Raw genomic sequence first — 24,786 nt, forward strand, 5'->3', positions numbered from 1 at the left:
CAGCGATCTGTCCTTCGGGGGCATCGCGGACTGTAGGCAAAATGCCCGGATTTCTGGCGGTGAAGGAAAAATCTGCTAACAATGCACACGGTGCGTATAACGGCAGCTACGCCATAATGCGCGCCGAGCTAAAAGGAGCATCCAATGAGCAGCACTGCAAACATTGCTGAAGGCGAAAAAATTCTTATTGTTGACGACGATCCGGGCCTCAGCAGCCTGCTGGAGCGTTTTTTCGTCAGCAAGGGCTATCGCGCCCGCGCCGTACCGAACACCGAGCAAATGGACCGCCTGCTGGCACGTGAAGTGTTCAACCTGGTCGTTCTCGACCTGATGCTGCCAGGCGAAGACGGCCTGACCGCCTGCCGCCGTCTGCGCGGCGCGAATAATCAGATTCCGATCATCATGCTCACCGCCAAGGGCGATGAGCTGAGCCGTATCAAGGGCCTTGAACTGGGCGCCGACGATTATCTGGCCAAACCGTTCAACCCAGACGAGCTGATGGCCCGTGTCAAAGCCGTCCTGCGTCGTCAGTCGGCTCCGGTGCCGGGCGCGCCGGGCAGCGAAGACGAAAGCGTGACCTTCGGTGACTACGAATTGTCCCTGGCCACCCGTGAGCTCAAACGTGGCGAAGAAGTGCACATGCTCACTACCGGTGAGTTCGCGGTACTCAAGGCGCTGGTAATGAACGCCCGTCAGCCACTGACCCGCGACAAGTTGATGAACCTGGCCCGTGGCCGCGAATGGGATGCCCTGGAGCGTTCAATCGATGTGCAGATTTCCCGTCTGCGCCGGATGATCGAGCCGGATCCGTCCAAGCCGCGCTACATTCAGACTGTCTGGGGCGTGGGTTACGTGTTTGTTCCGGATGGCACCGCCACCAAATGATCGGCCAATTGTAGGGGCGAGTCGTGGGGGCGAAGGGTCAGATGGCCTTGCCCGCAGACTCGCGACCCGCAATGTGCGAGCATCCCTCGCTCCTGCAAGTGTGTAGCGGTTATCCATGAAAACCCCGGTTTGGTTCCCCCAGAGTTTCTTCTCTCGCACCCTTTGGCTGGTGCTGATCGTCGTTCTGTTCTCGAAGGCACTGACCCTGGTTTATCTGTTGATGAACGAAGACGTGCTGGTGGACCGTCAATACAGCCACGGTGTCGCCCTGACACTGCGCGCCTATTGGGCAGCCGATGAAAACAATCGCGGCAAGATTGCCGAAGCTGCGACCCTGATTCGGGTGGTGGGCGCTGGCGTGCCGGAAGGCGAACAACATTGGCCTTACAGTGAAATCTATCAGCGGCAGATGCAGGCTGAACTGGGGGCCGACACTGAAGTGCGATTGCGCATGCACTCGCCGCCAGCGTTATGGGTCCGGGCGCCGAGCCTGGGTGACGGCTGGCTGAAAGTGCCGCTGTATCCGCATCCGTTGCGCGGTCAGAAAATCTGGAATGTGCTGGGTTGGTTCCTGGCCATCGGCTTGCTGTCCACGGCCTCGGCGTGGATATTCGTCAGCCAGCTCAATCAACCTTTAAAGCGTCTGGTCTACGCCGCGCGGCAACTCGGTCAGGGGCGTAGCGTGCGCCTGCCAATCAGCGATACGCCCAGCGAAATGGCCGAGGTGTACCGCGCCTTCAACCAGATGGCCGAAGACGTCGAGCAGGCCGGTCGAGAGCGCGAACTGATGTTGGCGGGGGTATCCCATGATTTGCGCACGCCGCTGACCCGCCTGCGGCTGTCCCTGGAGCTGATGGGGGACCGCAACGATTTAACGGACGACATGGTTCGCGACATCGAAGACATGGATGCGATTCTCGACCAATTCCTCGCGTTTATCCGCGACGGCCGTGATGAGTCGGTAGAGGAGGTGGACCTAAGCGATTTGGTCCGCGAAGTCGCTGCACCGTACAACCAGAACGAAGAGAAAGTGCGCTTGCGCCTGGAGCCGATCCAGCCATTTCCATTACGTCGGGTGTCGATGAAACGGCTGCTGAACAACCTGATTGGCAATGCTCTGCATCATGCTGGCAATGGAGTCGAAGTGGCGGCGTATGTGTCGGGAGATACCAGCGCGCCGTACGTGGTGCTGAGCGTCATGGACCGTGGCGCCGGGATTGATCCATCGGAGCTGGAAGCGATCTTCAATCCGTTTACCCGTGGCGACCGCGCCCGTGGTGGCAAGGGCACCGGGCTGGGATTGGCGATCGTGAAGCGGATTGCTTCGATGCATGGCGGTAACGTCGAGCTGCGAAACCGCGAGGGTGGTGGGCTGGAGGCTCGGGTTCGGTTGCCACTGGGTTTGATGCTGCCGAGGGATGCGGTTTAAACACTAAAAAGATCGCAGCCTGCGGCAGCTCCTACAGTGAAAGGCAAATTCCACTGTAGGAGCTGCCGCAGGCTGCGATCTTTTTGCTTTATCCCTTCCCTTTGGTGCGGGTCATGTTCGGTCCGCCATTTTTCTCCAGGTGCTCGATGATGATCCCCGCCACGTTCTTGCCGGTGGTGGTCTCGATCCCTTCCAGCCCTGGCGACGAATTCACTTCCATCACCAACGGCCCGTGATTGGAACGCAGGATATCCACGCCCGCTACCGCCAGGCCCATGACTTTCGCTGCGCGCAAGGCGGTCATGCGTTCTTCCGGGGTGATCTTGATCAGGCTGGCGCTGCCGCCGCGATGCAGGTTGGAGCGAAATTCGCCGGGCTTGGCCTGGCGCTTCATCGCCGCAATCACCTTGTCGCCCACCACGAAGCAGCGAATGTCGGCTCCGCCGGCCTCCTTGATGTACTCCTGAACCATGATGTTTTGCTTGAGGCCCATGAACGCCTCGATCACCGACTCCGCCGCCGTAGCGGTTTCGCACAGCACCACGCCGATGCCCTGGGTGCCTTCCAGCACCTTGATCACCAACGGTGCGCCGTTGACCATTTCGATCAGGTCGGGAATGTCGTCCGGCGAGTGGGCGAATCCGGTGACCGGCAAACCGATCCCGCGACGCGACAGCAATTGCAGCGAACGCAGTTTGTCCCGCGAGCGGGCGATGGCCACCGATTCGTTGAGTGGAAAAACCCCCATCATTTCAAACTGGCGTAATACCGCGCAGCCATAAAAGGTGACCGAGGCGCCGATTCGCGGGATAACCGCGTCAAAACCTTCCAGCGGCTTGCCGCGATAGTGGATCTGCGGCTTGTGGCTGGCAATGTTCATGTAGGCGCGCAAGGTATCGACTACCACCATTTCATGGCCGCGTTCGATACCGGCTTCGACCAGGCGGCGGGTGGAATACAGACGCGGGTTCCGCGACAGCACAGCGATCTTCATGCAACACCTGTGGAGAGGGTAGATACCGGGAACACCGGCTTGTCTTGTACATACTTAATGCCTGGATTGACCACCAATTGGCCGTCGATCAGGGCTTTGGAACCGAGTAACAATCGATAGCGCATGGACTTGCGGCAGGCGAGCGTGAACTGGACTCGCCAAACCCGATCACCGAGGGCCAGGGTGGTGCTGATCACGTATCGCACCTGCGCGTGACCGTTAGAGCTTTTAATGGTTTTCATCGTTACCAGCGGTGCTTCACAGCGACGGTGACGCAGTTGCACCACCGTGCCCAAGTGAGCGGTGAAGCGCACCCACTGCTCGCCGTCACGGTCGAACGGCTCGATGTCCGTGGCATGCAGGCTGGACGTACTGGCGCCGGTATCGATTTTTGCCCGAAGGCCCGCGACTCCCAGATCAGGGAGCGCCACCCACTCGCGCAGACCGATAACGGTCAAATGATCAAATGTCTTCAAAGTTACTCAACCGGTAGAAACCGCGGTGGCCGCAGGCGACCGAATTCGCGGTATTCACGCAGAATAATGGTTAAAAGGCGACAGATATCTACGGCCCGGATTTCCAGCCCCACAGGGAGGTTATGGAATGTCAGCATTGTAATCCGGGACGGTGGAATTCTTGGTACGACAGAAACGGTAGTACAGTTGACCAATATTTCAGAACGAGGAAATCCCATGGCACAAAAAAACGATGAGGACGATAAAGTCCGACTCGATAAATGGTTATGGGCCGCGCGTTTTTACAAGACTCGCTCCTTGGCCAAGGCGGCGATTGAAAGCGGCAAGGTGCATTGTCGGGGTGAGCGCTGCAAACCAGGCAAGGAGCCGCACATCGGCGATGAGTTCGTGATTCGCACCGGCTTCGATGAGCGCACAGTGGTGGTTCAGGCACTGTCGATCGTACGCCGTGGTGCCCCGGAGGCGCAGGCGCTGTACACCGAAACCGAAGCCAGTATCGCCAAGCGCGAAAATGCCGCGGCCCAGCGCAAGGCAGGCGCCCTCGGCGTGAGCACTGATGGCAAGCCGAGCAAAAAACAGCGGCGAGATCTGTTCAAGTTTCGTGGCAGCAACGAGTAGTCCTAATTTAAACCTTTGTCCGAGTTCTACTTGCAATTGTCCGGATGAGTAACCATATCGGGGGATTCCCCGACAACGTAGCGAGCTAACAAATAGCCGCTCGTCGAAAATCACTACAGCATCCGACCCCTTGGGCCATATAGAGGGCCTATGGCGTCAGCGGCGTTCAACCTCATTTTTTACAATTCAGATACCCAGACTTATGACCGACCTACCGGATACCGACTTCACCCAACGCTTCATCTTCGATGACAGCGACACCCGTGGCGAGATGGTCTCGCTGGAGCTCAGCTACGCCGAAGTCCTGGCCAAACACGCCTATCCGGAGCCGGTCGCGCAATTGCTCGGCGAACTGATGGCGGCCGCGGCGTTGCTGGTCGGCACCTTGAAGTTCGACGGATTGCTGATCCTTCAGGCTCGCTCCGAAGGCCCGATTCCACTGCTGATGATCGAGTGCTCCAGCGAGCGTGACATCCGTGGCCTGGCTCGTTACGAGGCGGACCGGATCGCTGCCGACGCGACACTGTCCGACTTGATGCCCGGTGGCTCGCTGACATTGACCATCGACCCTCGGCAAGGCCAGCGCTACCAGGGTGTCGTCGATCTCGACGGCGAAAACCTGTCTGAGTGCTTCACCAACTACTTCGTCATGTCTCAGCAGATTGGCACGCGAATCAAGCTCAGCGCCGATGGTCGTCGCGCCCGTGGCATGTTGCTGCAGCAATTGCCCACCGACCGCCTGAAAGACGAAGAAGAACGCGCCGCCAACTGGCAGCACCTCACCGCGCTGGCCGGTACGCTGACCGCCGATGAACTGCTCGGCCTGGACAACGAAACCGTGCTCCATCGCCTCTACCACGAAGAGCAGGTGCGTCTGTTCGATGTACAAAAACTGCGCTTCCGTTGCAGCTGCTCACGCGAACGTTCTGCCAATGCACTGGTCAGTCTGGGTAAGGAAGACGCGCAACAACTGGTGATTGAGCACGGTGGCAACATCGAGATCGACTGCCAATTCTGCAACCAGCAGTACCTGTTCGACGCTGCCGATGTGGCTCAATTGTTCGCCGGTGCGGGTGTCGATTCGCCGTCAGATACCCGTCACTAAAACGGTTCAGCGCAGGTAAATTCACTGGCTGGCGCCGGATTAACGCCGTTACGACAGGAGGGGCCTACTCTTTTTGGGCTTTTCTGGCATAATCCGGCCCACTTTTTTCGCGGTAGTAGTGCACGACTTTCTACTACAAAAACGTTTGGAGCACTCGGCCACTGGCCGACGGGGAACCTCATGACGCAAGCCAATAACGCCGTGTACACCGATCTGAGTGTTGATGATCTGGTTAAAGAAGCCCTCAACCGCGGTGAAGGCGAGCTTGCCGATACCGGCGCACTGGTTGTTCGTACCGGTCACCGTACCGGCCGTTCGCCAGTTGACCGTTTCATTGTTGAAGAGCCAAGCACCCAGGCTGCTATTGCCTGGGGCCCGATCAACCGCAAGTTCCCGGCCGACAAGTTCGACGCCCTGTGGGCTCGCGTTGAGGCATTCAACAACGCGCAAGAGCATTTCGTTTCCCACGTGCATGTAGGTGCGGCTTCCGAGCACTACCTGGCCGTGAAGATGACCACCCAGACCGCTTGGCAGAACCTGTTCGGCCGTTGCCTGTTCATCAACCCTGAGCAGTACAACCCGGCTGGCCGCGAAGAATGGCAGGTCCTGAACGTTGCCAACTTCGAGTGCGTACCTGAGCGTGATGGCACCAACTCCGATGGTTGCGTGATCATCAACTTCGCCCAGAAGAAAGTGCTGATCGCCGGCATGCGTTATGCCGGTGAAATGAAGAAAGCCATGTTCTCGGTGCAGAACTTCCTGCTGCCGGCCGCTGACGTGCTGCCAATGCACTGCGCCGCCAACATCGGCGAAGCTGGCGACGTAACCCTGTTCTTCGGTCTGTCGGGTACTGGTAAAACCACCCTGTCCGCCGACGAAAGCCGTTACCTGATCGGTGACGACGAACACGGTTGGGGCGAAGGCGTTGTCTTCAACATGGAAGGCGGCTGCTACGCCAAGTGCATCGACCTGTCCGAGAAAAACGAGCCGGTCATCTGGAAAGCCATCAAGCACGGCGCAGTCTTGGAAAACGTCGTGATCGACGACGCCAAGCACGCCGACTACGCCGATGTCAGCCTGACCCAGAACAGCCGCGCCGCCTACCCGCTGGAGCACGTTGCCAAGCGTTCTGAAGCGAACCTCGGTGGCGAGCCTAACGCTGTGATCTTCCTGACCTGCGACCTGACCGGCGTACTGCCGCCTGTGTCGATCCTGAACAACGAGCAGGCGGCCTATCACTTCCTGTCCGGCTACACCGCACTGGTCGGTTCGACCGAAATGGGCTCGGGCGGCGGCATCAAGTCGACCTTCTCCACCTGCTTCGGTGCACCGTTCTTCCCGCGTCCGGCTGGTGAGTACGCTGAGCTGCTGATCAAGCGCATCAATGGCTTCGGTTCCAAGGTTTACCTGGTCAACACTGGCTGGACTGGTGGTGGCTACGGCGTCGGCAAGCGCTTCAACATCCCGACCACCCGTGGCGTGATCGCAGCGATCCAGAGCGGTGCTCTGATCGGTGCCGAGACCGAGCACCTGGACACCATCAACCTCGACGTGCCGAAGGCCGTACCGGGCGTTGAGACTGGCCTGCTGAACCCACGCAACACCTGGGCCGACAAAGCCGCCTACGACGAAGCCGCCAAAGCACTGGCCGGCCTGTTCATCGAGAACTTCAAGAAGTTCGACGTGAGCGACGCGATCAAGGCTGCGGGTCCTAAGTTGTAAGCGTTGGTTTGACGCAATGAAAAAACCGCCCTCAGGGGCGGTTTTTTTGTGGGCCAGATTCAGGTTTTGAGGTGCAGTACAAACGCTCCGGCCAACACCAGCACCACCCCCAGTACCTGCACCTTGCCCAACCGCTCCTTGAAAAACATGTAACCCAGAATGGCCGCGATGCCGCCGGACAAGGTGCTGATCACCGTCACCACCGACACCGAGCCGGCCACCGCACCCCAGGCGAACGCTGAAAAACCACCGAGGTTCATCAGGCTCGCGCCGGTCAATGTCATGCAGTTTTTCAGCGGTGGAATTTTCAGACCGTCGTCGATCCGCAGGACAATCGCTACCAATACGATCAGGCCCACCAGATAGGCGAGCCATAGCATGGTCACCGGGCCAAGTTTTGGCAGGACGAATTGGCCTTGCAGCCAGAAACTGGAGCCATAGAAAAAGGCCGCCAACAGCGCGTAGGCAACGGAACTGTTCGCCGAAGTGGTGTGTGGCACTTCTGGGTCGGAATGAATGCTGGAAAGGACCACGCCCACTACGCACAACGCAATACACGCCAGCTGCAGCTGGCTGATCTGTTCGCCACCGGCCCAGGACAGCAGCGTGGTTACCACGCCGTATGAGGTCACCAGCGGCGCCACAATCGAGGCTTTGCCGAGGGCGAAGGCCTTGGATAAGGCCAGGGCGCCAGATACGGTCAGTACTGCAGCGACAATCCCGAACAGCCAGATATCCAGAGGTGCTGCCATGGATCGCAGAATGAATACCGGGAAGGCGATCAGCAGCAGGCTCATGATGGTGAAGCCCAGCGCTTGACCGAAGTAAACGGCGCGTTTGACGCCGACAGCGCGAGCATTCAAGCCCACCAGAAAATCCGTACCGCCCCACAGCAAGGCAGCCAGCAAACCCATCAGAACGTCCACGCAATGTCCTTATCATGATGTATCTGGGACGTTACAGGCCTTCAAGCTCCCGAGTGTCCCAGCGTTGGGCCTTGAAAGCCCGGTAGAGCATGCCGATGGTCAATGGTTCCTTCTCTCCACGACCCTTGGCTTTACGCTTTAGATACATATCGTAGCTGTCGGGTTGGAAATAGCGATAACAGTCGTAATCCACGAAATCGATGGCGAACTGCTCTTCCAGGATTTCGATCAGATGTTGCGCATCGGCACCATTGCAGCCGAGGTCGAAATTGATCGAGGTGGTGAGGCGGATGGTTTTACGTTCGGGCAGGCCGATTACTTCGTGGAGCAGCTGCATGAGCTGGCGCATGGTGGGGTCGTCGGGGAAGTCTGGGGCGAGGTTCATTGCGGGGAGTCCGATGCTGGAGCGGAACGGGTTAGTTCAGGAGAGTGGAGCGTTCAAAGGGTCACCAATGCAATGCTCGAAAATAGCTTCGAGACCACGGTAGTCGCAGGCCACCGCAGCTATGTTCGCAGGAACCCAGGCAGCATCTTTTATCAACCACCAATCAACTGCAAACCCAGCGTTGATGATGATTTGTTCGAACAGAATTCGCTGAGCGCGACCATTGCCTTCGCGAAAAGGGTGAACGACATTCAGGTCACCGTACGACTCAGCAATGTTTTTTACTAGTTCTGCTTTGTTGGTTCCAACAAACCATGAAGCACGCTCCATAATCTTAAAAATTTTCCCGGCTTCAGGGTCGATGCGCTCTGCAGCGCAAAAGAGGGTGTCGTCTTTACGGTTGTTGACTGTTCGCCGTAATCCCGCCCATTCGTAGACATCTGCAAACAGTGTCTTATGAATGTGCTGTAAAAGGTTAAGGTCGTACGGAGGGGGGAGGAGACGAAAATTGCTTACTGCGATTTCTGAGAGTTCTCGTTCCGCTTTTTGCAGCTGTTCTTCGTCTTGAATATTCAGCAGGTTACGCAGAACGCCGCTATTTGGGTAGCAATAGGGGTCTTGTCCAACCCCATATTTGTCCACCATTAACGTGGATTTTGACGGTATTTTTCGAGCACCGACTCCCGCGTTGGCAGCGGTTTTTCCGCGTCTGCACGGGAAGTGTCGAAGCCTTCAAGGCGCAAACTCGCCAGATAGTTTGAGCGGCGCACTTTGTCGTAATAATCCTGCTTTTGCTGAAAAGTCAGTTCGCTCATGACATCTGTCTCTTGGTGCAATGAACCAGCGTAGCTCAAAGGGCTTGATCGACAGACCGGTATTTTTGATGTTTCGCGGAGGTTGATCATTTCCGCGCGCAACATGGGAACAAGACCGCGATTGCCATGTATGAACTGCCATTATTCCAGCTGTAATACGCTTTAACAGCCAGAATATGCCACTTATCTACTTCATTGCCGCCTTAGAGCGTACCGATACAAAAAAGCGTTGGCAGCATACTTCGCGGACAAGTCGGGTCGCCGCATCGCTCGCTCCTACAGGGGAATGGGGTCAGCGGGTGGTTTTGGGCAGGCGCTGGTGGGCTATGTCCAGTAGGTCGTTGCCGTCTTGGGTGAGCAGGTACAGCGCGCTGACAATGTTGGGAATGTCGCTGGCGTCGGCTTGTTTGAAGCACAAGCAATACAGGGTTTCGAGCAGATCGCTGGCGGCGCGGATGCGTTGGCGGGCGGCGTCGAGGATCTCGAAGGGATCGGCCTCGGTATCGACGACCAGCACGGGTGTTTCGCTGTAACTGGACTTGAGCGGGCGGTAGCGGTCGGTCAGTGGATCGGCGTTGTTCATCGAGTGGGTCCTGAGCGAAATCGGCAAGTGTTCCCGGCAGGCCGAGACACTGTTTTCAGCCGCGGCGGAGACTATAGAGGGGTGTGTTCCCGTGCGACAAGACGGCCGTGATGGACAGGTTTTGTAGGGTTTTTGTCGGTTTTTGAGGAAAAGGACTACGTGTTGATGGCAGGTTTTTACCGTGTAACTGCCAAGGGTAAAAATACCTACGGGGTTGTCAGTCAGGGCGCGAGAGGTCTCGGTTGAGGGTGCCTCAGAAGTCGTAGGGCTTTTATTTCGTGAAAGTGCTGACGTCATTGCGATAGCGATTTTCCAGTCAATCGCTTGCCCAAGCCTTGCCATGCACTCAAGCCATCCGCTGTATCATCCCGTATCGTTTTGCCCCCGACCTTTTCTCGACTCGCTGCCATCGCCGACTAGGCTTTGCTCACCGCAGCGGTCAATGGAGTGACAGCTTATGCACAACACCCTGGAACAGGTTTTCGGTTATCCACAGTTTCGACCCGGTCAAGAAACGGCCATCAGCGCGGTGCTGGCCGGTCGCTCGGCGGCGGCGATTTTCCCCACCGGCTCCGGCAAATCCTTGTGCTACCAGTTATCGGCGGTAATGCTGCCGCACCTGACGCTGGTGGTCTCGCCGCTGTTGGCGTTAATGCAGGATCAGTTGGCGTTCCTGCAACGCCATGGCATTGCCGCGGGCAGTATCGATTCGACCCAGAGCCGCGATGACGCCAGCAATGTAATGGCCCGTGCCAGGTCCGGCGAGTTGAAGATCCTGATGATTTCCGTGGAGCGTCTGAAGAACGAACGCTTCCGACACTTTTTGCAGCAAGTGCCCATTTCGTTGCTTGTCGTGGACGAGGCGCACTGCATTTCGGAGTGGGGTCATAACTTCCGTCCTGATTACCTCAAGCTTCCGGACTACCAACACCAGTTCAACATCCCTCAGGTTCTATTGCTGACGGCCACCGCGACACCCAAGGTGATCGCCGACATGCAGACCAAATTCGCCATCGCTGCCGAAGACGTGGTGACCACCGGCTTTTACCGGCCGAATCTGAATCTATGGGTGGAGCCGGTGCGGGGACAAGACAAGCGCCGACGCCTCGTCGAGTGGATGAGTAAACGCCCGGACCAGCCGAGCATCGTCTACGTCACCCTGCAAAAAACCGCCGAACACATCGCCGAACATCTGACGCGCAACGGCATTCAGGCCGAGGCCTATCATGCCGGTTTGCCCAATGATCAGCGCGAAGACATCCAGAAGCGCTTCATGGCCGGGCAGTCCAATTGCATCGTCGCCACCATCGCGTTTGGCATGGGTATCGATAAGAGCGACATCCGCAACGTGGTGCATTTCGACCTGCCCAAATCCATCGAAAACTACAGCCAGGAAATCGGCCGCGCCGGGCGAGACGGGCAACCGTCCGATTGCCTGGTACTGGCTAACCGCGACAGCCTCAACGTGCTGGAAAACTTCGTCTACGGCGATACGCCTGAGCGCGATGGCATACGTCGTGTACTCGATGAGTTGCAAGCCTGCGCGCCCGAAGGGCAGTGGGAGTTTCTTTTGGGGCCGCTGGCAGACAACAGCAACATTCGCCAGCTTCCACTCAAGACCTTGCTGGTGCAGCTGGAGCTGCGTGCAATCATCGCCCCTCGTTACGCGTATTACGCCGAGTACCGTTTCAAGTATTTGCTGGAGCCCGAGGCACTGCTGGCCCGTTTTGAAGGCGAGCGCAGGGATTTCGTTGCGGCGATCATCCAGACTTCGAGCCGTGCCCGTACCTGGGCCACGGTGAATTTCCAGGCGTTGTACGAGCAGCATCAGGCAGAACGCGAAAGGGTGGTCAAGGCGCTGGATTACTTCCAGGAGAAGGGCTGGGTCGAGCTTGAAAGCAAGCTGATGACCGAGGTCTACAACCTGCTGCAAACGGACTTTGATAGCCCCGTGCTGAGTGAGGAGCTGCATGCTTACTTCGTTCGGCATGAGCAAACCGAAATCGCACGAATTCACGCCATGCTGGATCTTTTCGCCACTGACCGTTGCCTGGGGTATCGCTTGGCTGAGTACTTCGGCGATGAAAATGCGCCCATGCAGTGCGGACATTGTTCGGTGTGCCATGGGCAAGTGGCGCGGCTGCCAGAGCCACCGGCTTTGCCAGCCCTTGTGGATAAAAACTTCGCCGCGTTGTGTGGTGACTTTATCCACAGGCATGAACAACACACGGGGAATGTGCCATCTGCCGAGCGCGTGACGCGGTTTTTGTGCGGGATTAGCGTGCCGTTGTTTACCAAGCTCAAGGCGCGGACGATTACGGGGTTTGCCGTGCTGGAAGATTACCCTTATGCCGAAGTAAGGTCGTGGGCTAAAGCGCACCTCTGATCTATGTAGGCGCTGCCGAAGGTTCTGGCCGCGTTCGGACGATCTTTTGTACTTTTCAAAGGCAAATCAAAAGATCGCAGCCTACGGCAGCTCCTACAGGGGATGCGGAGAACGCAGATTTCGCGTCTGGCCGCGATAATTACAACAGGAACTTCGCCCGGAACTGGCGACCCATCCCAGGAACCAACACAATGCCCCAACGCACCGACTACCCGCACTTCCAACCCATCACCACGCGCTGGCATGACAATGACGCCTACGGCCACGTCAACAACGTCACCTACTACAGCTTCTTCGACACGGCGGTGAACACCTACCTGATCGAGGTCGGCGGTCTGGATATTCACGATGGCGAGGTGGTGGGTTTCGTGGTGAGTTCGGCGTGCGATTACTTTGCTTCCATCGCCTTCCCGGACCGGATCGAGATCGGTCTGCGGGTCGGCAAATTGGGCAATAGCTCAGTGCAGTATGAGTTGGCGGTGTTCAAGCAAGGGGAGGACGAGGCCTGCGCAGCAGGGCGTTTTGTTCATGTGTTTGTCGATCGTGCCTCAAACCAACCGGTGGCGATTCCAACGGGATTGCGCAACGCCCTGGAGCGTTTGGTGGTTTAGTCCGGACAAAAAAAATCGCAGCCCTCGGGCTGCGATTTTTTAGCAGTGCGCGAAACCACTAGGGTTAGTCGCGATCGCGCCAGTATCTGTGGTGCTTGCGGTGGCCGTAGTGGTGGCCACGGTCATGACGATAGTCATCACGGTAGTAGCGACGGCCACCGTGGTGGCTATCGTTGTCGTCTTCATCATCGGCCTTGTTGCCCATGTAGTTACCCAGCGCGCCGCCTGCACCGCCGCCTGCCGCGGAGCCGATCAGGCTACCGGTGGTACCGCCCATGCTGCGGCCGACCACGTTACCGCCTGCTGCGCCCAACGCACCGCCAATGGCCGCTTCGCCACGGCTGTGTTTGTTTGCGCCGACGGCACTACCACCCGCACCGCCCAAGGCCGCGCCGATAGTGGAACCAGTGTTGCCGCCAAGCGACTGGCCGACGACCGAGCCTAGAACCCCGCCCAATGCGCCGCCCACACCTGCTTCGGTATTGCCGCCAGCAGAGGCAACGCCACTGATCAAGCCAAGGGACAACAAGAGAATCGAGGAGTACTTCATGGAGGAACCTCAAGGGGATGACGCCGCGATCCTGAGGCTGTGGCATGGGCGTGACAATCGAAATCCGACGAGTAACACGACTTCAGCACATTTCTATAAGTTACTGTTTTTTAGACGGAACTTTAGTGATTTTCGCCGGTCTTTAGCTACTTCGGACTGGCCGTTTTTGTGAAAAAACGGCCTTTTTTGTGGGCGTTTGGAAAGTTGTTGTGGCAGCCATGATGCCAAAAGATCGCAGCCTTCGGCAGCTCCTACAGTGATCGGTGTAGGAGCTGCCGAAGGCTGCGATCTTTTGATTTTGCGTCAGGCCGACCGGGCCATGATCAACCCCGTCTCACTCGCCGCTTCCAACCGGATCGCCACGAATTTTGACGTTGGCGTATGACTACCATCCCCAGTGCTTTCCAACGGTACCAGCGGATTCACTTCCGGATAGTACGCCGCCGCTTGCCCGGCCGGGATATCGAACGCTAGCAGAGTAAAGCCTTTCACTCGACGCTCAACGCCGTCATCCCATAGCGAAACGATGTCAGCCTTTTGCCCTGGCTTGAAGCCTAGGCGAATGATGTCAGCTTCATTGACGAACAACACGTCACGCTGACCTTTCACCCCGCGATAGCGGTCATTGAGGCCATAGATCGTCGTGTTGTACTGATCGTGGGAGCGCATCGATTGCAGGATCAGGTCTGGCAATTTGCCGGTGGCGCGGGTGCGTTCGTGCACCAGGTCCTTTGGCAGTGCGTTGGGACGGAAATTGGCCCGGCCTGAAGCGGTGCTCCACTTGCGCGCGCCGGCCGTGTTGCCGAGGTAAAACCCGCCCTTGTTTTTGATCTTCTCGTTGAAGTCCTTGAAGTTGGGGATGGTCTCGGCAATCAGGTCGCGAATGCGCCTGTAGTCCGCCACCAGCCAGTTCCAGTCCACCGGGTGGTTGCCCAGCGTGGCAGCGGCAATACCTGCAAGAATCGCTGGCTCCGAGCGCATCTGATTCGACAGCGGTTCCAACTGGCCATTGGAGGCGTGGACCATGCTGAACGAGTCCTCGACAGTCACTGCTTGGGGACCTTCGGCTTGCCGGTCGATATCGGTGCGGCCCAGGCACGGCAGAATCAGCGCGTCTTTACCGTGGGTCAGATGGCTGCGGTTGAGCTTGGTGCTGATCTGTACGGTCAGGTCGCAGTTGCGCAGGGCCTGGAAAGTGCGTGGGCTGTCGGGGGTGGCTTGGGCGAAGTTGCCGCCCAGGGCGATAAACACTTTTGCCCGACCTTCGGCCATGGCGTGAATCGCTTCGACCACATTGTGGCCATTCTCACGGGGCACCTTGAACTGGAAACGACGCTCCAGCGCATCGAGGAAGGCTACAGGCGGGCGCTCGTTGATGCCCATGGTCCGATCGCCCTGCACGTTGCTGTGGCCACGCACCGGGCACAGGCCGGCGCCTGGGCGGCCAATGTTGCCGCGCAGCAGCTGCAAGTTGGCGATTTCCTGGATGGTCGCCACCGAGTGGCGATGCTGGGTAATGCCCATGGCCCAGCACATGATGACGTTCTTGCCTTTGACGTACATACGCGCCGCTTGCTCGATTTCAACCAGGGTCAGGCCCGATTGCTCGACGATCTGCTCCCAAGGCGTATCGTCGATGACCGCCAGGTAATCCAGTACGTTGACGCTGTGTTCGTTGAGGAAGGCGTGATCGAACACCGCCGGGGCACCAGCCTTCTGTGCTTCGCGCTCCCATTGCAGCAGGAACTTGGCCATGCCGCGCATGATCGCCATGTCACCGCCCAGTGCCGGGCGGAAGTAAGCGGTGTTGGTCGGCTTGTCGCCGTTGGTGAGCATTTCGATCGGGTGTTGCGGGTGCTGGAAGCGCTCCAGGCCCCGCTCCTTGAGCGGGTTGATGCACACCACTTGCGCACCACGTTTCACCGCTTCACGCAGCGGCTCGAGCATCCGTGGGTGGTTGGTACCGGGGTTCTGGCCCCAGACGAAAATCGCATCGGCGTGTTCGAAGTCGTCGAAGGTCACGGTGCCTTTGCCGACGCCAACGCTCTGCGACAACGCGACACCGCTGGCCTCATGGCACATGTTCGAGCAATCAGGGAAGTTGTTGGTGCCGTAAGCACGCACGAACAATTGATACAGGAAGGCCGCTTCGTTACTGGCACGTCCCGAGGTGTAGAACTCGGCCTGATCGGGGCTCGACAGGCCACGTAAATGCTTGGCGATCAAGGCAAAGGCATCGTCCCAACTGATGGGCTGGTAGCGATCGGTTTCGGCGTTGTACACCAGTGGCTCAGTCAGTCGGCCCTGGTATTCGAGCCAGTAATCACTTTGCTCCAGCAACGAGGTGACGCTGTGTTTGGCGAAGAACTTACCGTCGACACGACGCTTGGTCGCTTCCCAGTTCACCGCTTTAGCGCCGTTCTCGCAGAACGCCACCATGCCGCCTTCCAGCGAATCGCCCCAGGCGCAACCGGGGCAGTCGAAGCCACCGTTCTTGTTGGTCTTGAGCATCATGCGCAGGTTCTTCAGCGCGTTGTCGCTGGTCAGCCAGGCCTGGGCGACGCTGATCAGTGCGCCCCAGCCTCCGGCGGCGCCTTTGTAGGGTTTGTAGCGGGGAACGGGTGTCTGGTCGGCTTGACGGTGTTGACTCACGCTTGGTTCTCCAAAGCCGGGCTGTAGACCCGTGGCGCATTCTTTTGTGGCAGATGGATGAGATTGAGGTTGTGGCGACGGGCCCATTGCACGGCCAGGCCTGTGGGCGACGACAGGCTGACCAGGGTCTGGATGCCTGCGCGCAACACTTTCTGGATCAATTCGAGGCTGCACCGGCTGGTGACAATCACCAGGCCGCCGGTGAGCGCAATATTGCGACGAATCAAGCCGCCGATCAGCTTGTCGAGGGCGTTGTGCCGGCCGATGTCTTCACGACCTAGCAACAACTCACCCTTGTCGTTCATGAACACGGCTGCGTGCACCGCCCCGCTGTACTGACCCAGGGGCTGGAACGCACCGATGCGCTGGCGCAAACCGTCCAGCCATTCGATCGGTGGCAGCGGCGCACCCGGCAACACCTTCAGATCCGGCAGTGCCTGTTCGACCGCTTCGACACCGCAGAGCCCGCAACCGCTGGTGCCGGCCAGTTGTCGACGCTGCTGTTTGAGGTTCCAGAACGCACGGTTGGCGATGGTCACCTGCGCGTACTGCGCCGAGCCTGCACCACTGAGCTGCAGGTCATAAATGTCAGTGGCGTCCTGGATGATGCCGCTGCCCAGGCTGAAGCCGACGATGAAGTCTTCAAGGTCCGAGGGCGTTACCAGCATGACGGCCTGGCTGATGCCGTTATAGGCAATCGCCAACGCCACTTCCTCGGCCAGCGCGGTGCTGGCCGATTCGGAGTGTTCAATATTGCTGTAGCTGTAAGTCTGGCTGGCAGCAGGCGCTGGCGTTTCGAGGGCAGGCGCCGGGCAGGCAGGGCGCTTGTCGTTCATGGCATCACCGACGGTTTGATCAGCCTTAAGACTAGGCGCGGCAAAGTGTCGCGTCTAATCGCTATTACTGATCTGCCGATAGATGCCGTCGATCAACTGCCCGCCAGCGATTGCTGATAAATCGCAAAACAGGCTTCTGCCAGTGCTGAGCGCGGTGCGCTGCGGCGCATGATCAGGCCCAGCCGGCCCAGGGTTTGTGCGTTTTCGATCGGTTGCAGGCGCAAATCCTCCGTCAGGCCTTCCAGGCTGCTGTCCAATGGCATCACGGCACAGCACAAGCCGCCGTGCACGGCTTGTAGCAGCTGATGCACGGCATCGGTCTGCAAGAGAGGCTGAGGGGTCAGGCCGCGGCTGTGGAAGTTGTGGTCGATGGACTGACGGAAGTGCATGCCGCTGGTGAGCATGCCCAGCGGCAGCTCGATCAACGATTCCCAGCTCAGTGGCGCCTGGCCAAAGGTGAAGAAGCGTTGATCGTAAAGCAGGCCCATGCGGGTTTCGCTGAAGGCGAACGATTCGAAGTGGTCGGTATCCAGGCGTTCGAGGTACGACACACCGAGATCCAGGCGGTTGTTCGCCAACTGTTCGAGGATTTGCTCCGAACTCAATGACGAGAGCTCGAAGCGCAGGTTGGGGTGTTGTGCATGCAGACGCTGCAACAGCGGTAATGGGTCGAAACTCGACAGCGGCACGACTCCCAGGCGCAAGGTGCCGACCAGGTTGCCGCGACAGGCCGCTGCTTCGGCGTACAAGCCGTCGTAAGCCGCCAACACGGTACGCGCCCAGGCCAGCACCCGTTCACCCGGTGCGGTGAAGCCTTCGAAACGCTGCCCACGATTGACCAGTGGCAGCTCGAGTTCTTCTTCGAGGTTGCGCAGGCGCATGGACAGCGTTGGCTGGGTGATGTGGCAACGCGCGGCGGCTTGGCCGAAGTGCCGGGTTTCGTCCAGAGCGATGAGGAATTTCAGCTGCTTGATGTCCATCTTCGCTCCAGGAGGATTCGGGGGTAAACAGGGGCGGATTCTATCGCTTGGCGCCAAGCGGCGTCATTGGTCGGGTTAAGGCCGGGTTTTGCAATGGTGGTCTAGGCTTTGACGTCTGGACAACTAACTTTCCAGGGAGAGCAAACGATGAGTCTTTTAAGCTTTGTGAAAGAGGCAGGCGAAAAACTGCTGGATTTGTTGACGCCCGGTAATGCCAATGCCAGTGAGCAGTTGAAAGATCACATCAGTAAAGTTGGCCTGGGTAATCCGAATGTACAGGCGACGGTTGATGGCGACAAAGTCACTGTGACCGGCGAGGTAGGCAGTCAGGAGGAGAAAGAAAAAATTCTGCTGGCCGTGGGCAATATTGCCGGTGTCGGCAGCGTGGATGATCAGATCACCGTGACTGGGCCAGTCGTGAAGGCCGCCGTGTTTGTCACCGTTGTGAAGGGCGACACCCTCAGCGCCATTTCCAAGCGTGTGTATGGTGATGCCAACCTGTACAACAAAATCTTTGAAGCCAACAAACCGATGTTGTCCCATCCGGACAAGATTTATCCGGGGCAGTCGTTGCGGATTCCCGAGTAAGGTTCAAGACCGCGTGATGGCCTTCGCGGGCAAGCCTCGCACCTACAGGATCGTCATTTGTTAACGACATAAATCCCGTAGGAGCGAGGCTTGCCCGCGAAGCAGGCGACTCGATCTAAAGCCCAGCAATCAAATCCCGATAATCCCCCACCGCCGCAAATTCTGCGGTGTCCTTCGGTCCTTTGCGACTGTCGGGTTCGCTCACGGCCAGCAAATGCGCTACACCGAAATCCCGAGCACTGCGCAGTATCGGCAAGGTGTCGTCGATGAACAGGCTGCGCGCCGGGTCGAAATCGATGTCCATTTGTAACGCTTCCCAAAACTGTGGGTTTTCCTTGGGGAAACCGTAATCGTGAGAGCTGATCAAGCGCTCGAAGTAAGGCGCCAGTTCGATCTTTTCCAGTTTCAACGACAGCGAGTCACGGTGCGCGTTGGTGATCAGCACCACGCGTTTGCCGGCCCGTTTGATGGCGGCCAGAAAGGTGTCCGCATCTGGACGCAAGGCAATCAGGTGTGCGGTTTCCAGTTTCAGTTCACGCACCGGCAACTTCAGCTCGGCACTCCAGAAATCCAGGCAATACCACTGCAACTGACCGGCGTTGCGTTCGAACAACGGCTGCAACTCCAGCTCGGCCATGGCCCGGCTTACCCCGTGCAATTCGGCGTAGCGCTGTGGCAAATGCTCCAGCCAGAAATGATTGTCGAAGTGCAGGTCCAACAGCGTGCCGTCCATGTCCAGTAGAACGGTGTCGATGTCGTGCCAAGGCAGCGGGGACATAAAAACTTCTCCAGCGATAAAAAAGGTATCCAGGGACAACAATCAGGATAGGCCGGGTATAGTAACCCGCTATCGCTCAGGAGCCGCTCATGCGCCAGAAACCCACCATACTCACCCGCGAGATCGTCGCTACCAGCCGCTTGTTTTGCGTCGAGGAGTTGAAGTTACGTTTTTCCAATGGTGTGGAGCGCACCTACGAGCGCCTGGTCGGCAAAGGCGCAGGCTATGGCGCGGTGATGATTGTGGCGATGCTCGATGCTGATCACGCGGTGTTGGTGGAAGAGTACTGCGGCGGCACGGATGAATACGAATTGTCGCTGCCCAAAGGCCTGATCGAACCCGGTGAAGATGTACTGGCGGCGGCGGTGCGCGAGCTCAAAGAGGAGGCAGGCTTTGGCGCGCGGCAGCTTGAGCATTTGACAGAACTGTCACTGTCGCCCGGTTACATGAGCCAGAAGATCCAGATCGTGCTGGCGACCGATCTGTATGAAGAACGCCTTGAAGGAGACGAGCCAGAGCCGATGGGCCTGGGCAAAGTCAACCTGCGAGAGTTGTCGGCGTTGGCGCAAAACCCCCAATTCACTGAAGGCCGTGCCTTGGCAGCGTTGTACCTGGCCCGTGATCTGTTGACCCAGCGTGGAGTGTTTCTGCCATGAATTTTCCCCATCCATTGATGGCGCCGGTGGTTGAACTGGCCTTGAAGGCTGGCGATGCGATCCTGCCGTTCTGGCGCATCAATACCGAAGTGACTGCCAAGGCGGACGATTCGCCAGTCACAGCCGCCGATCTGGCCGCCCATCACCTGATTGTGGCCGGGCTGACGGCGCTGGATCCGACCATCCCGGTGCTGTCCGAGGAAGACGCCAACATTCCCCAAAATGTACGCGCCGGATGGCAGCGCTGGTGGCTGGTGGACCCGCTGGACGGCACCAAGGAATTCATCTCCGGCAGCGAAGAGTTCACCGTCAACATTGCATTGATCGAGCAAGGGCGTGTGGTGTTTGGCGTCGTTTCGATGCCGACCAACGGGCGCTTTTACGTGGGCGGTGCCGGATTGGGTGCCTGGCGTGGCGACAAGGGCACCGAGCCGGTGTCGATTCAGGTGCGCGAAGTGCCGCCAGCGGGTCAGGCCTTCACCGTGGTCGCCAGTCGCCGTCATTCCAGCCCGGAACAGGAGCGTTTGCTGGCCGGCTTGAGCGCGGGCCTGGGTGAGCTGGAACTGGCCAATATCGGCAGCTCGCTGAAGTTTTGCCTGTTGGCCGAAGGGGCGGCGGATTGTTATCCACGCTTGGCGCCGACTTCGCAGTGGGACACGGCGGCCGCGCAAGGCGTGCTGGAAGGTGCTGGCGGCGAGGTGCTGGATTTGAGCGGTGCGCCGTTCTGCTATCCGGCGCGGGAATCGTTGTTGAACGCGTTTTTCCTGGCGTTGCCGGCGAAGGCGGCTTGGCGCGGGAAACTGCTGCAACTCGCACGTTCCTGAGTTCGCTGTACCCTTGTGGTGAGGGGATTTAGCGAAACGTCGCACCGCCCCGTTGGGCGGCGAAGCGGCCCCAAAAAATGGGACTGCTACGCAGTCCAACGGGGATAAATCCCCTCGCCACAGGTTTTGTGTCGATTCCGAGGTCTAGCGGTGCAATACATACTGCCCGACAAACCTCACCGCATCCTCATCGCTCCCCGCATTCACCACCCGTGTGTGCAGACTTAACCGTGCCCGTCCATAGCGCTGATACATCGCCAGAAACTTCTTCCACAGCTGCGCGTCGGGTGCCTGGCAAATGGCGTGTGCGTCGCCCGTCACCGGTAGCGGATAGCTGATCTGTCCTTCCTGGATCACGATGTGTCCGTCCGTGATGCCTTGTTCCTTCAGGCGCAAATGCAGCCAGCCCCAACCGGCCAGCACTGCACCGCAATACAGGCTGCCGCCGAACATGGTGCTCTTGTGGTTGACGTTGGCCTCCAGCGGCAAGTGCAGGCGCAATTGCTGGTCGTGCCAGTCGAGCACTTTGAGGCCCATGTCTCGGGTGAGTGGGATGTCGTGGTGGAGGATGGATTCCAGTTGACGACTGTCGCGGCTCATTCAGCGTCCTCTTGTGTGCAGTGGGTGATTGAAGGGTGACTCAATCGAGTTCGTCGGTATGGCTGGTTGCACCGCTGTCGGCGAAACTCAAACCGTGTTTGCGCAGTTTGTCGTGCAGGGTCTTGCGCGGAATGCCGAGCGCTTCGGCGACGCTGCGCACCGAGCTGTGGGAGCGCGCCAACTCCGCGGCAATCAGGGTTTTTTCGAAGTTTTCCACCTGCTCGCTCAAGCCCCCGCTGACCAATTCCACCGTCGTACCGTGAGCGCCTTGCGACTCATTGTTGTCCAGCGCCAATTCCAGGCCGAGGGCAAAGCGTTCGGCGGCATTCTGCAATTCGCGAACGTTACCAGGCCAGGTGTGGCGCAGCAGCAGGGCGCGTTGACCCGGTTGCAATTCATGGGGCGGCAAGCCGTGGCGGGCGCTGGCCTCATCGGCAAAGTGCTGGAACAGCACCAATGCATCTTCGCCGCGCTCGCGCAGTGGAGGAATGCGCAGCGGCGCGACGTTGAGGCGGTAATACAAGTCGGCGCGGAAACGCCCCTGATCGGCGGCCTGGCGCAGGTCTTCCTTGGTGGCAGCGATGATTCGGATATCCAGCGCAATCAGCTGATTACCGCCCAGGCGTTCGACCACCCGTTCTTGCAGCAAGCGCAGCAGCTTCACTTGCACGTCCAGGCTCATGCTTTCGATTTCATCGAGGAACAGCGTGCCGCCGTTGGCGAATTCAAACTTGCCGATGCGCCGTTTCTGCGCCCCTGTGAATGCGCCCGGTTCATGACCGAACAGCTCGCTCTCGACCACCGACTCAGCCAGCGCCCCGGCGTTGATGGCCACGAACGGGCCGTTTCTACGGCTCGACAAATCGTGCAGCGCCCGGGCCACCACTTCTTTGCCAGCCCCGGTTTCGCCGAGGATCAGCACGTCGGCCTTGGTCGCCGCCAAGGCGCCGATTTGCTCGCGCAGGCGCAACATCGAGGGCGATTGCCCGACCAGACGGGTACTCAACTCATTGCGATCGCTCAGGGCCAGACGCAGGCTGCGGTTATCCAACACCAACCGGCGCAAGGCCAGGGCGCGGCGCACGCTGTCGAGCAGGGCATCGCTGGCGAAGGGTTTTTCCAGGAAATCGTAGGCGCCGGCGCGCATGGCTTGCACCGCCAGCGGTACGTCGCCATGACCGGTGATTAGCAGCACCGGTAGTTCCGGGTCCTGGGCGTGGAGTTCGGTCAGCAATTCCAGACCGTCCATGCCGGGCATGCGAATGTCACTGACCACCACGCCGGGCCAGTCGCGCTCCAGTTGCCCGGCCAGGCCCTTGGCTTCGGCCAGCGGCAGGATTTTCAGACCGGCCAGGTCGAGGGTCTGGCTCAGGGCCTGGCGCAGGTGGGGATCATCGTCGATCAACACGACCTGGATGCGATTGTCGATGGTCATGCACTTCGGTCCTCGGACGGTTGCAGGCTCACACCCGGCGCGCCTGCGCGCAGTTTCAGGGTAATCAGGGCGCCACCTTCCTTGTGGTTGGCGAACGACAGTTCACCGCCGAAGGCGCGCATCAGGGTTTCACAGATCGCCAGTCCCAATCCAAGCCCTTGGGTTCGGGTTTTGGTGGTGTAGAACGGCTCGCTGGCGCGGCCAAGGGCTTCCATGCAGAAACCGGGGCCATTGTCGCGAATGTACAGGTTGACGCCATCGGCCGAGGATTGGGCACTCAACCAGAGTTTACGCGGCGGGCCTTTTTCCGTCAGGGCGTCCAGGGCGTTGGCCAGCAGATTACCCAGTACCTGACGCAGGCGGGTTTCCCCAGCCTCGACCCACAAGGTCGCGGCGGGCAGGTCGCGGATCAGTTCGACTTCCATGCTGCGCCGACGCTTGGCCAGCAGTGCCAGGGCGTCGTCCAGCGCCGGTTGCAAGGCGACGCTTTCCGGAGCGTGGCGATCGCGTCGGGCGAAGGCGCGCAAATGGGCGATGATCGAGGCCATGCGCCCGGTCAGTTCGCTGATCAGCTTGAGGTTGCCGCGAGCATCGTCGGTGCGCTGGTGATCGAGCAATACTTCGGCGTTTTCCGCGTAGCTGCGAATGGCGGCCAACGGTTGGTTGAGTTCGTGGCTGATGCTCGCCGACATCGTCCCCAGGGCCGACAGTTTGCCGGCCTGAACCAGATCATCCTGGGCGCGCACCAGTTCTTGCTGGGCCTGTTCACGCTCCAGCACTTCTTGCTTGAGTCGGCGGTTGAGGCCTTCCAGATCGCTGGTGCGCTCGGCTACACGCCCTTCCAGCTCGCGCCGGGCCTTGGCTTCGAAGGCGATCCGTTCCAGGTAATGACGTCGGCGCTGCATCATCAAGCCCAGTAGCAACATCACCACCAACAACATCGCGCCACCGATGGCCACCACCGTGCGCACCGGGCGGTCAATCAAGGTGCGCGGGGCAAGGATGCTGACATTCCAGCCGGTTTCGGCAATGGCTTGAGTCTGGGTCAGCCAGGCATTGGGGTTGAGCTTCAGCGGCTTCGGCTCACGGGTTGGATAGGGTTGGATCGCGCTGATGGCCTTGCGCTCGTCTTCGCTCAGCGGACGGGTCGAGCGGAAGCGCCATTCAGGCCGCGAAGTGATGATCACCACGCCGTTTTGATCGGTCAGTAGTAGTTGCTCCGGGGTTTTTCCCCAGAGGCTTTCGGTGTGGTCGAGGTCGACCTTGACCACCAGCACACCGGTGATTTTCTCGCCATTGCGCACGGCCGCCGCGAAGAAGTAACCCCGTTTGGCGGACGTCGTACCGAGGCCGAAAAACCGCCCCAGCTGCCCGGCCATGGCTTCGCTGAAATACGGTCTGAACGAAAAATTTCGCCCGACGAAACTGTCGTGCTTGTCCCAATTGGAGGCAGCCAGGGTCTTGCCGTTGGTGTCCATCAGGTACATGACTTCGGCGCCGGTCTGGGCGCTGATGTTTTTTAACAGTCGGTTGGCGTTGCCCTGGGTGACGCTATCGTCCGGTGCGCCGAGCACGGCGCGCAGGGCCGGCAGATCGCCGAGGATCTGCGGCAGCACTTCATAGCGGTGCAGGGTGCCCAGCAGGTTGGCGACGTAGAGATCGAGGGTCTGGCGGTTCTGTCCGGCCAGCTCGCTGCGGTAGTAGCGCTCGGCCAGATGCTGCAACGGCCACAGCAACGGCGCCAGGCACAGCGCAAGCAGGGCCAGGCTGCGCCAGCGGGGTCTGCGGGGGAGGGTCGGAGTCATGTGCATCGAACGCCTGTGGGGACTGACGCATTATGCCTAGGCTTGGGGGCGCAGTCTGCGAACCGTTGATACCTGTCGGTTGTTCATCAGGCTGGTGAAAGGGGGGGTTGCGTATCGGCTCGCGCAGTGGCGATATAGGCGCCTAAT

Annotated in this window: 25 protein-coding genes; 10 read left to right on the forward strand and 15 right to left on the reverse strand. The window is 59.1% G+C overall.

Annotated elements, in window-relative coordinates:
• The first annotated feature begins 144 nt into the window (after nt 1–144).
• Both ompR and ABTV22_RS01065 read left to right on the forward strand, forming a co-directional pair.
• Nucleotides 145–885 carry an osmolarity response regulator transcription factor OmpR gene (gene ompR / locus ABTV22_RS01060; RefSeq protein ID WP_047536233.1) on the forward strand — a complete coding sequence of 247 codons (741 nt, stop codon included), beginning with the start codon at nt 145–147 and terminating at the stop codon, nt 883–885.
• A gap of 115 nt (nt 886–1,000) precedes the next feature.
• Nucleotides 1,001–2,314 (forward strand): ATP-binding protein, encoded by a 1,314-nt coding sequence (locus ABTV22_RS01065; RefSeq protein WP_433738154.1) that lies wholly within the window; start codon nt 1,001–1,003, stop codon nt 2,312–2,314.
• Between the two features lie 88 nt (nt 2,315–2,402).
• Here ABTV22_RS01065 and rimK read toward each other — a convergent pair whose 3' ends face one another.
• Nucleotides 2,403–3,308 (reverse strand): 30S ribosomal protein S6--L-glutamate ligase, encoded by a 906-nt coding sequence (gene rimK / locus ABTV22_RS01070; protein ID WP_433738155.1) that lies wholly within the window; start codon nt 3,306–3,308, stop codon nt 2,403–2,405.
• Nucleotides 3,305–3,724, reverse strand: a complete 420-nt coding sequence (locus ABTV22_RS01075) for an ATP-dependent zinc protease family protein (RefSeq protein ID WP_433741264.1) — start codon at nt 3,722–3,724, stop codon at nt 3,305–3,307. The genes rimK and ABTV22_RS01075 overlap by 4 nt, the downstream gene beginning before the upstream one ends.
• A gap of 276 nt (nt 3,725–4,000) precedes the next feature.
• Between ABTV22_RS01075 and ABTV22_RS01080 the strand changes: the two genes are divergently transcribed.
• The 3 genes from ABTV22_RS01080 (at nt 4,001) to ABTV22_RS01090 (ending at nt 7,229) form a co-directional block, all read left to right on the forward strand.
• On the forward strand, nt 4,001–4,402 hold the full coding sequence (locus ABTV22_RS01080) for an RNA-binding S4 domain-containing protein (protein WP_433738156.1): 402 nt from the start codon (nt 4,001–4,003) through the stop codon (nt 4,400–4,402).
• A gap of 202 nt (nt 4,403–4,604) precedes the next feature.
• Nucleotides 4,605–5,507, forward strand: coding sequence for an Hsp33 family molecular chaperone HslO (hslO, locus tag ABTV22_RS01085; protein ID WP_433738158.1), 903 nt, complete (start codon nt 4,605–4,607; stop codon nt 5,505–5,507).
• Nucleotides 5,508–5,687: 180 nt separating this feature from the next.
• Nucleotides 5,688–7,229 (forward strand): phosphoenolpyruvate carboxykinase, encoded by a 1,542-nt coding sequence (locus ABTV22_RS01090; RefSeq protein WP_433738159.1) that lies wholly within the window; start codon nt 5,688–5,690, stop codon nt 7,227–7,229.
• 59 nt (nt 7,230–7,288) lie between these two features.
• Here ABTV22_RS01090 and ABTV22_RS01095 read toward each other — a convergent pair whose 3' ends face one another.
• The 5 genes from ABTV22_RS01095 to ABTV22_RS01115 form a co-directional block, all read right to left on the reverse strand.
• On the reverse strand, nt 7,289–8,143 hold the full coding sequence (locus ABTV22_RS01095; protein ID WP_433741265.1) for an EamA family transporter: 855 nt from the start codon (nt 8,141–8,143) through the stop codon (nt 7,289–7,291).
• A 43-nt stretch (nt 8,144–8,186) separates the two neighbouring features.
• Nucleotides 8,187–8,540, reverse strand: coding sequence for a DUF1493 family protein (locus ABTV22_RS01100; protein ID WP_433738160.1), 354 nt, complete (start codon nt 8,538–8,540; stop codon nt 8,187–8,189).
• A 36-nt stretch (nt 8,541–8,576) separates the two neighbouring features.
• Nucleotides 8,577–9,185 (reverse strand): Fic/DOC family protein, encoded by a 609-nt coding sequence (locus ABTV22_RS01105; RefSeq protein WP_433738161.1) that lies wholly within the window; start codon nt 9,183–9,185, stop codon nt 8,577–8,579.
• Complete coding sequence (locus tag ABTV22_RS01110; RefSeq protein WP_433738162.1) at nt 9,185–9,355, reverse strand: YhfG family protein; 171 nt, start codon at nt 9,353–9,355, stop codon at nt 9,185–9,187. Before ABTV22_RS01110 ends, ABTV22_RS01105 begins: the two co-directional genes overlap by 1 nt.
• Nucleotides 9,356–9,647: 292 nt before the next feature.
• The gene (locus ABTV22_RS01115) at nt 9,648–9,938 is read right to left on the reverse strand and encodes a hypothetical protein (protein ID WP_433738163.1); all 291 of its coding nucleotides are present in this window, start codon (nt 9,936–9,938) and stop codon (nt 9,648–9,650) included.
• A gap of 457 nt (nt 9,939–10,395) precedes the next feature.
• Between ABTV22_RS01115 and ABTV22_RS01120 the strand changes: the two genes are divergently transcribed.
• Entirely contained in the window at nt 10,396–12,324 is a 1,929-nt protein-coding gene (locus tag ABTV22_RS01120) for a RecQ family ATP-dependent DNA helicase (RefSeq protein WP_433738164.1), read from the forward strand.
• Between the two features lie 191 nt (nt 12,325–12,515).
• The gene (locus ABTV22_RS01125; RefSeq protein WP_433738165.1) at nt 12,516–12,935 is read left to right on the forward strand and encodes an acyl-CoA thioesterase; all 420 of its coding nucleotides are present in this window, start codon (nt 12,516–12,518) and stop codon (nt 12,933–12,935) included.
• 64 nt (nt 12,936–12,999) lie between these two features.
• On the opposite strand, the gene ABTV22_RS01130 is transcribed toward ABTV22_RS01125, so the two are convergent.
• From ABTV22_RS01130 to ABTV22_RS01145, 4 genes are all read right to left on the reverse strand, one after another.
• Entirely contained in the window at nt 13,000–13,485 is a 486-nt protein-coding gene (locus ABTV22_RS01130; protein WP_433738166.1) for a glycine zipper domain-containing protein, read from the reverse strand.
• Between the two features lie 303 nt (nt 13,486–13,788).
• On the reverse strand, nt 13,789–16,137 hold the full coding sequence (locus tag ABTV22_RS01135; RefSeq protein ID WP_433738167.1) for an FdhF/YdeP family oxidoreductase: 2,349 nt from the start codon (nt 16,135–16,137) through the stop codon (nt 13,789–13,791).
• Nucleotides 16,134–16,973: a formate dehydrogenase accessory sulfurtransferase FdhD gene (fdhD, locus tag ABTV22_RS01140; RefSeq protein WP_433738168.1), complete on the reverse strand. Its 840-nt coding sequence runs from the start codon at nt 16,971–16,973 to the stop codon at nt 16,134–16,136. The genes ABTV22_RS01135 and fdhD overlap by 4 nt, the downstream gene beginning before the upstream one ends.
• A gap of 92 nt (nt 16,974–17,065) precedes the next feature.
• Nucleotides 17,066–17,953 carry a LysR family transcriptional regulator gene (locus ABTV22_RS01145; protein WP_433738169.1) on the reverse strand — a complete coding sequence of 296 codons (888 nt, stop codon included), beginning with the start codon at nt 17,951–17,953 and terminating at the stop codon, nt 17,066–17,068.
• 147 nt (nt 17,954–18,100) lie between these two features.
• Between ABTV22_RS01145 and lysM the strand changes: the two genes are divergently transcribed.
• Nucleotides 18,101–18,541, forward strand: coding sequence for a peptidoglycan-binding protein LysM (gene lysM, locus ABTV22_RS01150; RefSeq protein WP_110965836.1), 441 nt, complete (start codon nt 18,101–18,103; stop codon nt 18,539–18,541).
• 115 nt (nt 18,542–18,656) lie between these two features.
• Here the strand turns inward: lysM and yrfG are convergent, their stop codons facing one another.
• A complete protein-coding gene (gene yrfG / locus ABTV22_RS01155; RefSeq protein ID WP_433738171.1) occupies nt 18,657–19,319 on the reverse strand; it encodes a GMP/IMP nucleotidase in 663 nt (220 codons plus the stop codon).
• Between the two features lie 89 nt (nt 19,320–19,408).
• Here yrfG and nudE point away from each other — a divergent pair, with 89 nt between their 5' ends.
• Together nudE and cysQ are read left to right on the forward strand one after the other, a co-directional pair.
• Nucleotides 19,409–19,975: an ADP compounds hydrolase NudE gene (gene nudE / locus ABTV22_RS01160; protein ID WP_433738172.1), complete on the forward strand. Its 567-nt coding sequence runs from the start codon at nt 19,409–19,411 to the stop codon at nt 19,973–19,975.
• A complete protein-coding gene (gene cysQ / locus ABTV22_RS01165; RefSeq protein WP_433738173.1) occupies nt 19,972–20,799 on the forward strand; it encodes a 3'(2'),5'-bisphosphate nucleotidase CysQ in 828 nt (275 codons plus the stop codon). The genes nudE and cysQ overlap by 4 nt, the downstream gene beginning before the upstream one ends.
• 144 nt (nt 20,800–20,943) lie before the next feature.
• Here cysQ and ABTV22_RS01170 read toward each other — a convergent pair whose 3' ends face one another.
• The 3 genes from ABTV22_RS01170 to ABTV22_RS01180 are packed head-to-tail and all read right to left on the reverse strand — an operon-like array spanning nt 20,944 to nt 24,639.
• Entirely contained in the window at nt 20,944–21,399 is a 456-nt protein-coding gene (locus tag ABTV22_RS01170) for a thioesterase domain-containing protein (protein WP_433738174.1), read from the reverse strand.
• A 40-nt stretch (nt 21,400–21,439) separates the two neighbouring features.
• Complete coding sequence (locus ABTV22_RS01175; RefSeq protein ID WP_433738175.1) at nt 21,440–22,834, reverse strand: sigma-54-dependent transcriptional regulator; 1,395 nt, start codon at nt 22,832–22,834, stop codon at nt 21,440–21,442.
• On the reverse strand, nt 22,831–24,639 hold the full coding sequence (locus ABTV22_RS01180; protein WP_433738176.1) for a sensor histidine kinase: 1,809 nt from the start codon (nt 24,637–24,639) through the stop codon (nt 22,831–22,833). The genes ABTV22_RS01175 and ABTV22_RS01180 overlap by 4 nt, the downstream gene beginning before the upstream one ends.
• Nucleotides 24,640–24,786 lie beyond the last annotated feature (147 nt).

The sequence above is a fragment of the Pseudomonas putida genome (assembly GCF_050990305.1).
Classification (GTDB): domain Bacteria; phylum Pseudomonadota; class Gammaproteobacteria; order Pseudomonadales; family Pseudomonadaceae; genus Aquipseudomonas; species Aquipseudomonas putida_AH.

Bases quoted from the DNA above. Each gene is read 5' to 3' on its own strand.
- ABTV22_RS01080 (WP_433738156.1), top strand. From the start codon at position 4,001: ATGGCACAAAAAAACGATGAGGACGATAAAGTCCGACTCGATAAATGG.
- ABTV22_RS01170 (WP_433738174.1), bottom strand. From the start codon at position 21,399: ATGAGCCGCGACAGTCGTCAACTGGAATCCATCCTCCACCACGACATC.
- ABTV22_RS01130 (WP_433738166.1), bottom strand. From the start codon at position 13,485: ATGAAGTACTCCTCGATTCTCTTGTTGTCCCTTGGCTTGATCAGTGGC.
- fdhD (WP_433738168.1), bottom strand. From the start codon at position 16,973: ATGAACGACAAGCGCCCTGCCTGCCCGGCGCCTGCCCTCGAAACGCCA.
- ABTV22_RS01180 (WP_433738176.1), bottom strand. From the start codon at position 24,639: ATGACTCCGACCCTCCCCCGCAGACCCCGCTGGCGCAGCCTGGCCCTG.
- ABTV22_RS01090 (WP_433738159.1), top strand. From the start codon at position 5,688: ATGACGCAAGCCAATAACGCCGTGTACACCGATCTGAGTGTTGATGAT.
- ABTV22_RS01110 (WP_433738162.1), bottom strand. From the start codon at position 9,355: ATGAGCGAACTGACTTTTCAGCAAAAGCAGGATTATTACGACAAAGTG.
- ABTV22_RS01145 (WP_433738169.1), bottom strand. From the start codon at position 17,953: ATGGACATCAAGCAGCTGAAATTCCTCATCGCTCTGGACGAAACCCGG.
- ABTV22_RS01115 (WP_433738163.1), bottom strand. From the start codon at position 9,938: ATGAACAACGCCGATCCACTGACCGACCGCTACCGCCCGCTCAAGTCC.
- ABTV22_RS01175 (WP_433738175.1), bottom strand. From the start codon at position 22,834: ATGACCATCGACAATCGCATCCAGGTCGTGTTGATCGACGATGATCCC.
- cysQ (WP_433738173.1), top strand. From the start codon at position 19,972: ATGAATTTTCCCCATCCATTGATGGCGCCGGTGGTTGAACTGGCCTTG.
- yrfG (WP_433738171.1), bottom strand. From the start codon at position 19,319: ATGTCCCCGCTGCCTTGGCACGACATCGACACCGTTCTACTGGACATG.
- lysM (WP_110965836.1), top strand. From the start codon at position 18,101: ATGAGTCTTTTAAGCTTTGTGAAAGAGGCAGGCGAAAAACTGCTGGAT.
- rimK (WP_433738155.1), bottom strand. From the start codon at position 3,308: ATGAAGATCGCTGTGCTGTCGCGGAACCCGCGTCTGTATTCCACCCGC.
- ABTV22_RS01095 (WP_433741265.1), bottom strand. From the start codon at position 8,143: ATGGGTTTGCTGGCTGCCTTGCTGTGGGGCGGTACGGATTTTCTGGTG.
- ABTV22_RS01065 (WP_433738154.1), top strand. From the start codon at position 1,001: ATGAAAACCCCGGTTTGGTTCCCCCAGAGTTTCTTCTCTCGCACCCTT.
- hslO (WP_433738158.1), top strand. From the start codon at position 4,605: ATGACCGACCTACCGGATACCGACTTCACCCAACGCTTCATCTTCGAT.
- ABTV22_RS01100 (WP_433738160.1), bottom strand. From the start codon at position 8,540: ATGAACCTCGCCCCAGACTTCCCCGACGACCCCACCATGCGCCAGCTC.
- ABTV22_RS01120 (WP_433738164.1), top strand. From the start codon at position 10,396: ATGCACAACACCCTGGAACAGGTTTTCGGTTATCCACAGTTTCGACCC.
- ABTV22_RS01105 (WP_433738161.1), bottom strand. From the start codon at position 9,185: ATGGTGGACAAATATGGGGTTGGACAAGACCCCTATTGCTACCCAAAT.
- ompR (WP_047536233.1), top strand. From the start codon at position 145: ATGAGCAGCACTGCAAACATTGCTGAAGGCGAAAAAATTCTTATTGTT.
- ABTV22_RS01125 (WP_433738165.1), top strand. From the start codon at position 12,516: ATGCCCCAACGCACCGACTACCCGCACTTCCAACCCATCACCACGCGC.
- nudE (WP_433738172.1), top strand. From the start codon at position 19,409: ATGCGCCAGAAACCCACCATACTCACCCGCGAGATCGTCGCTACCAGC.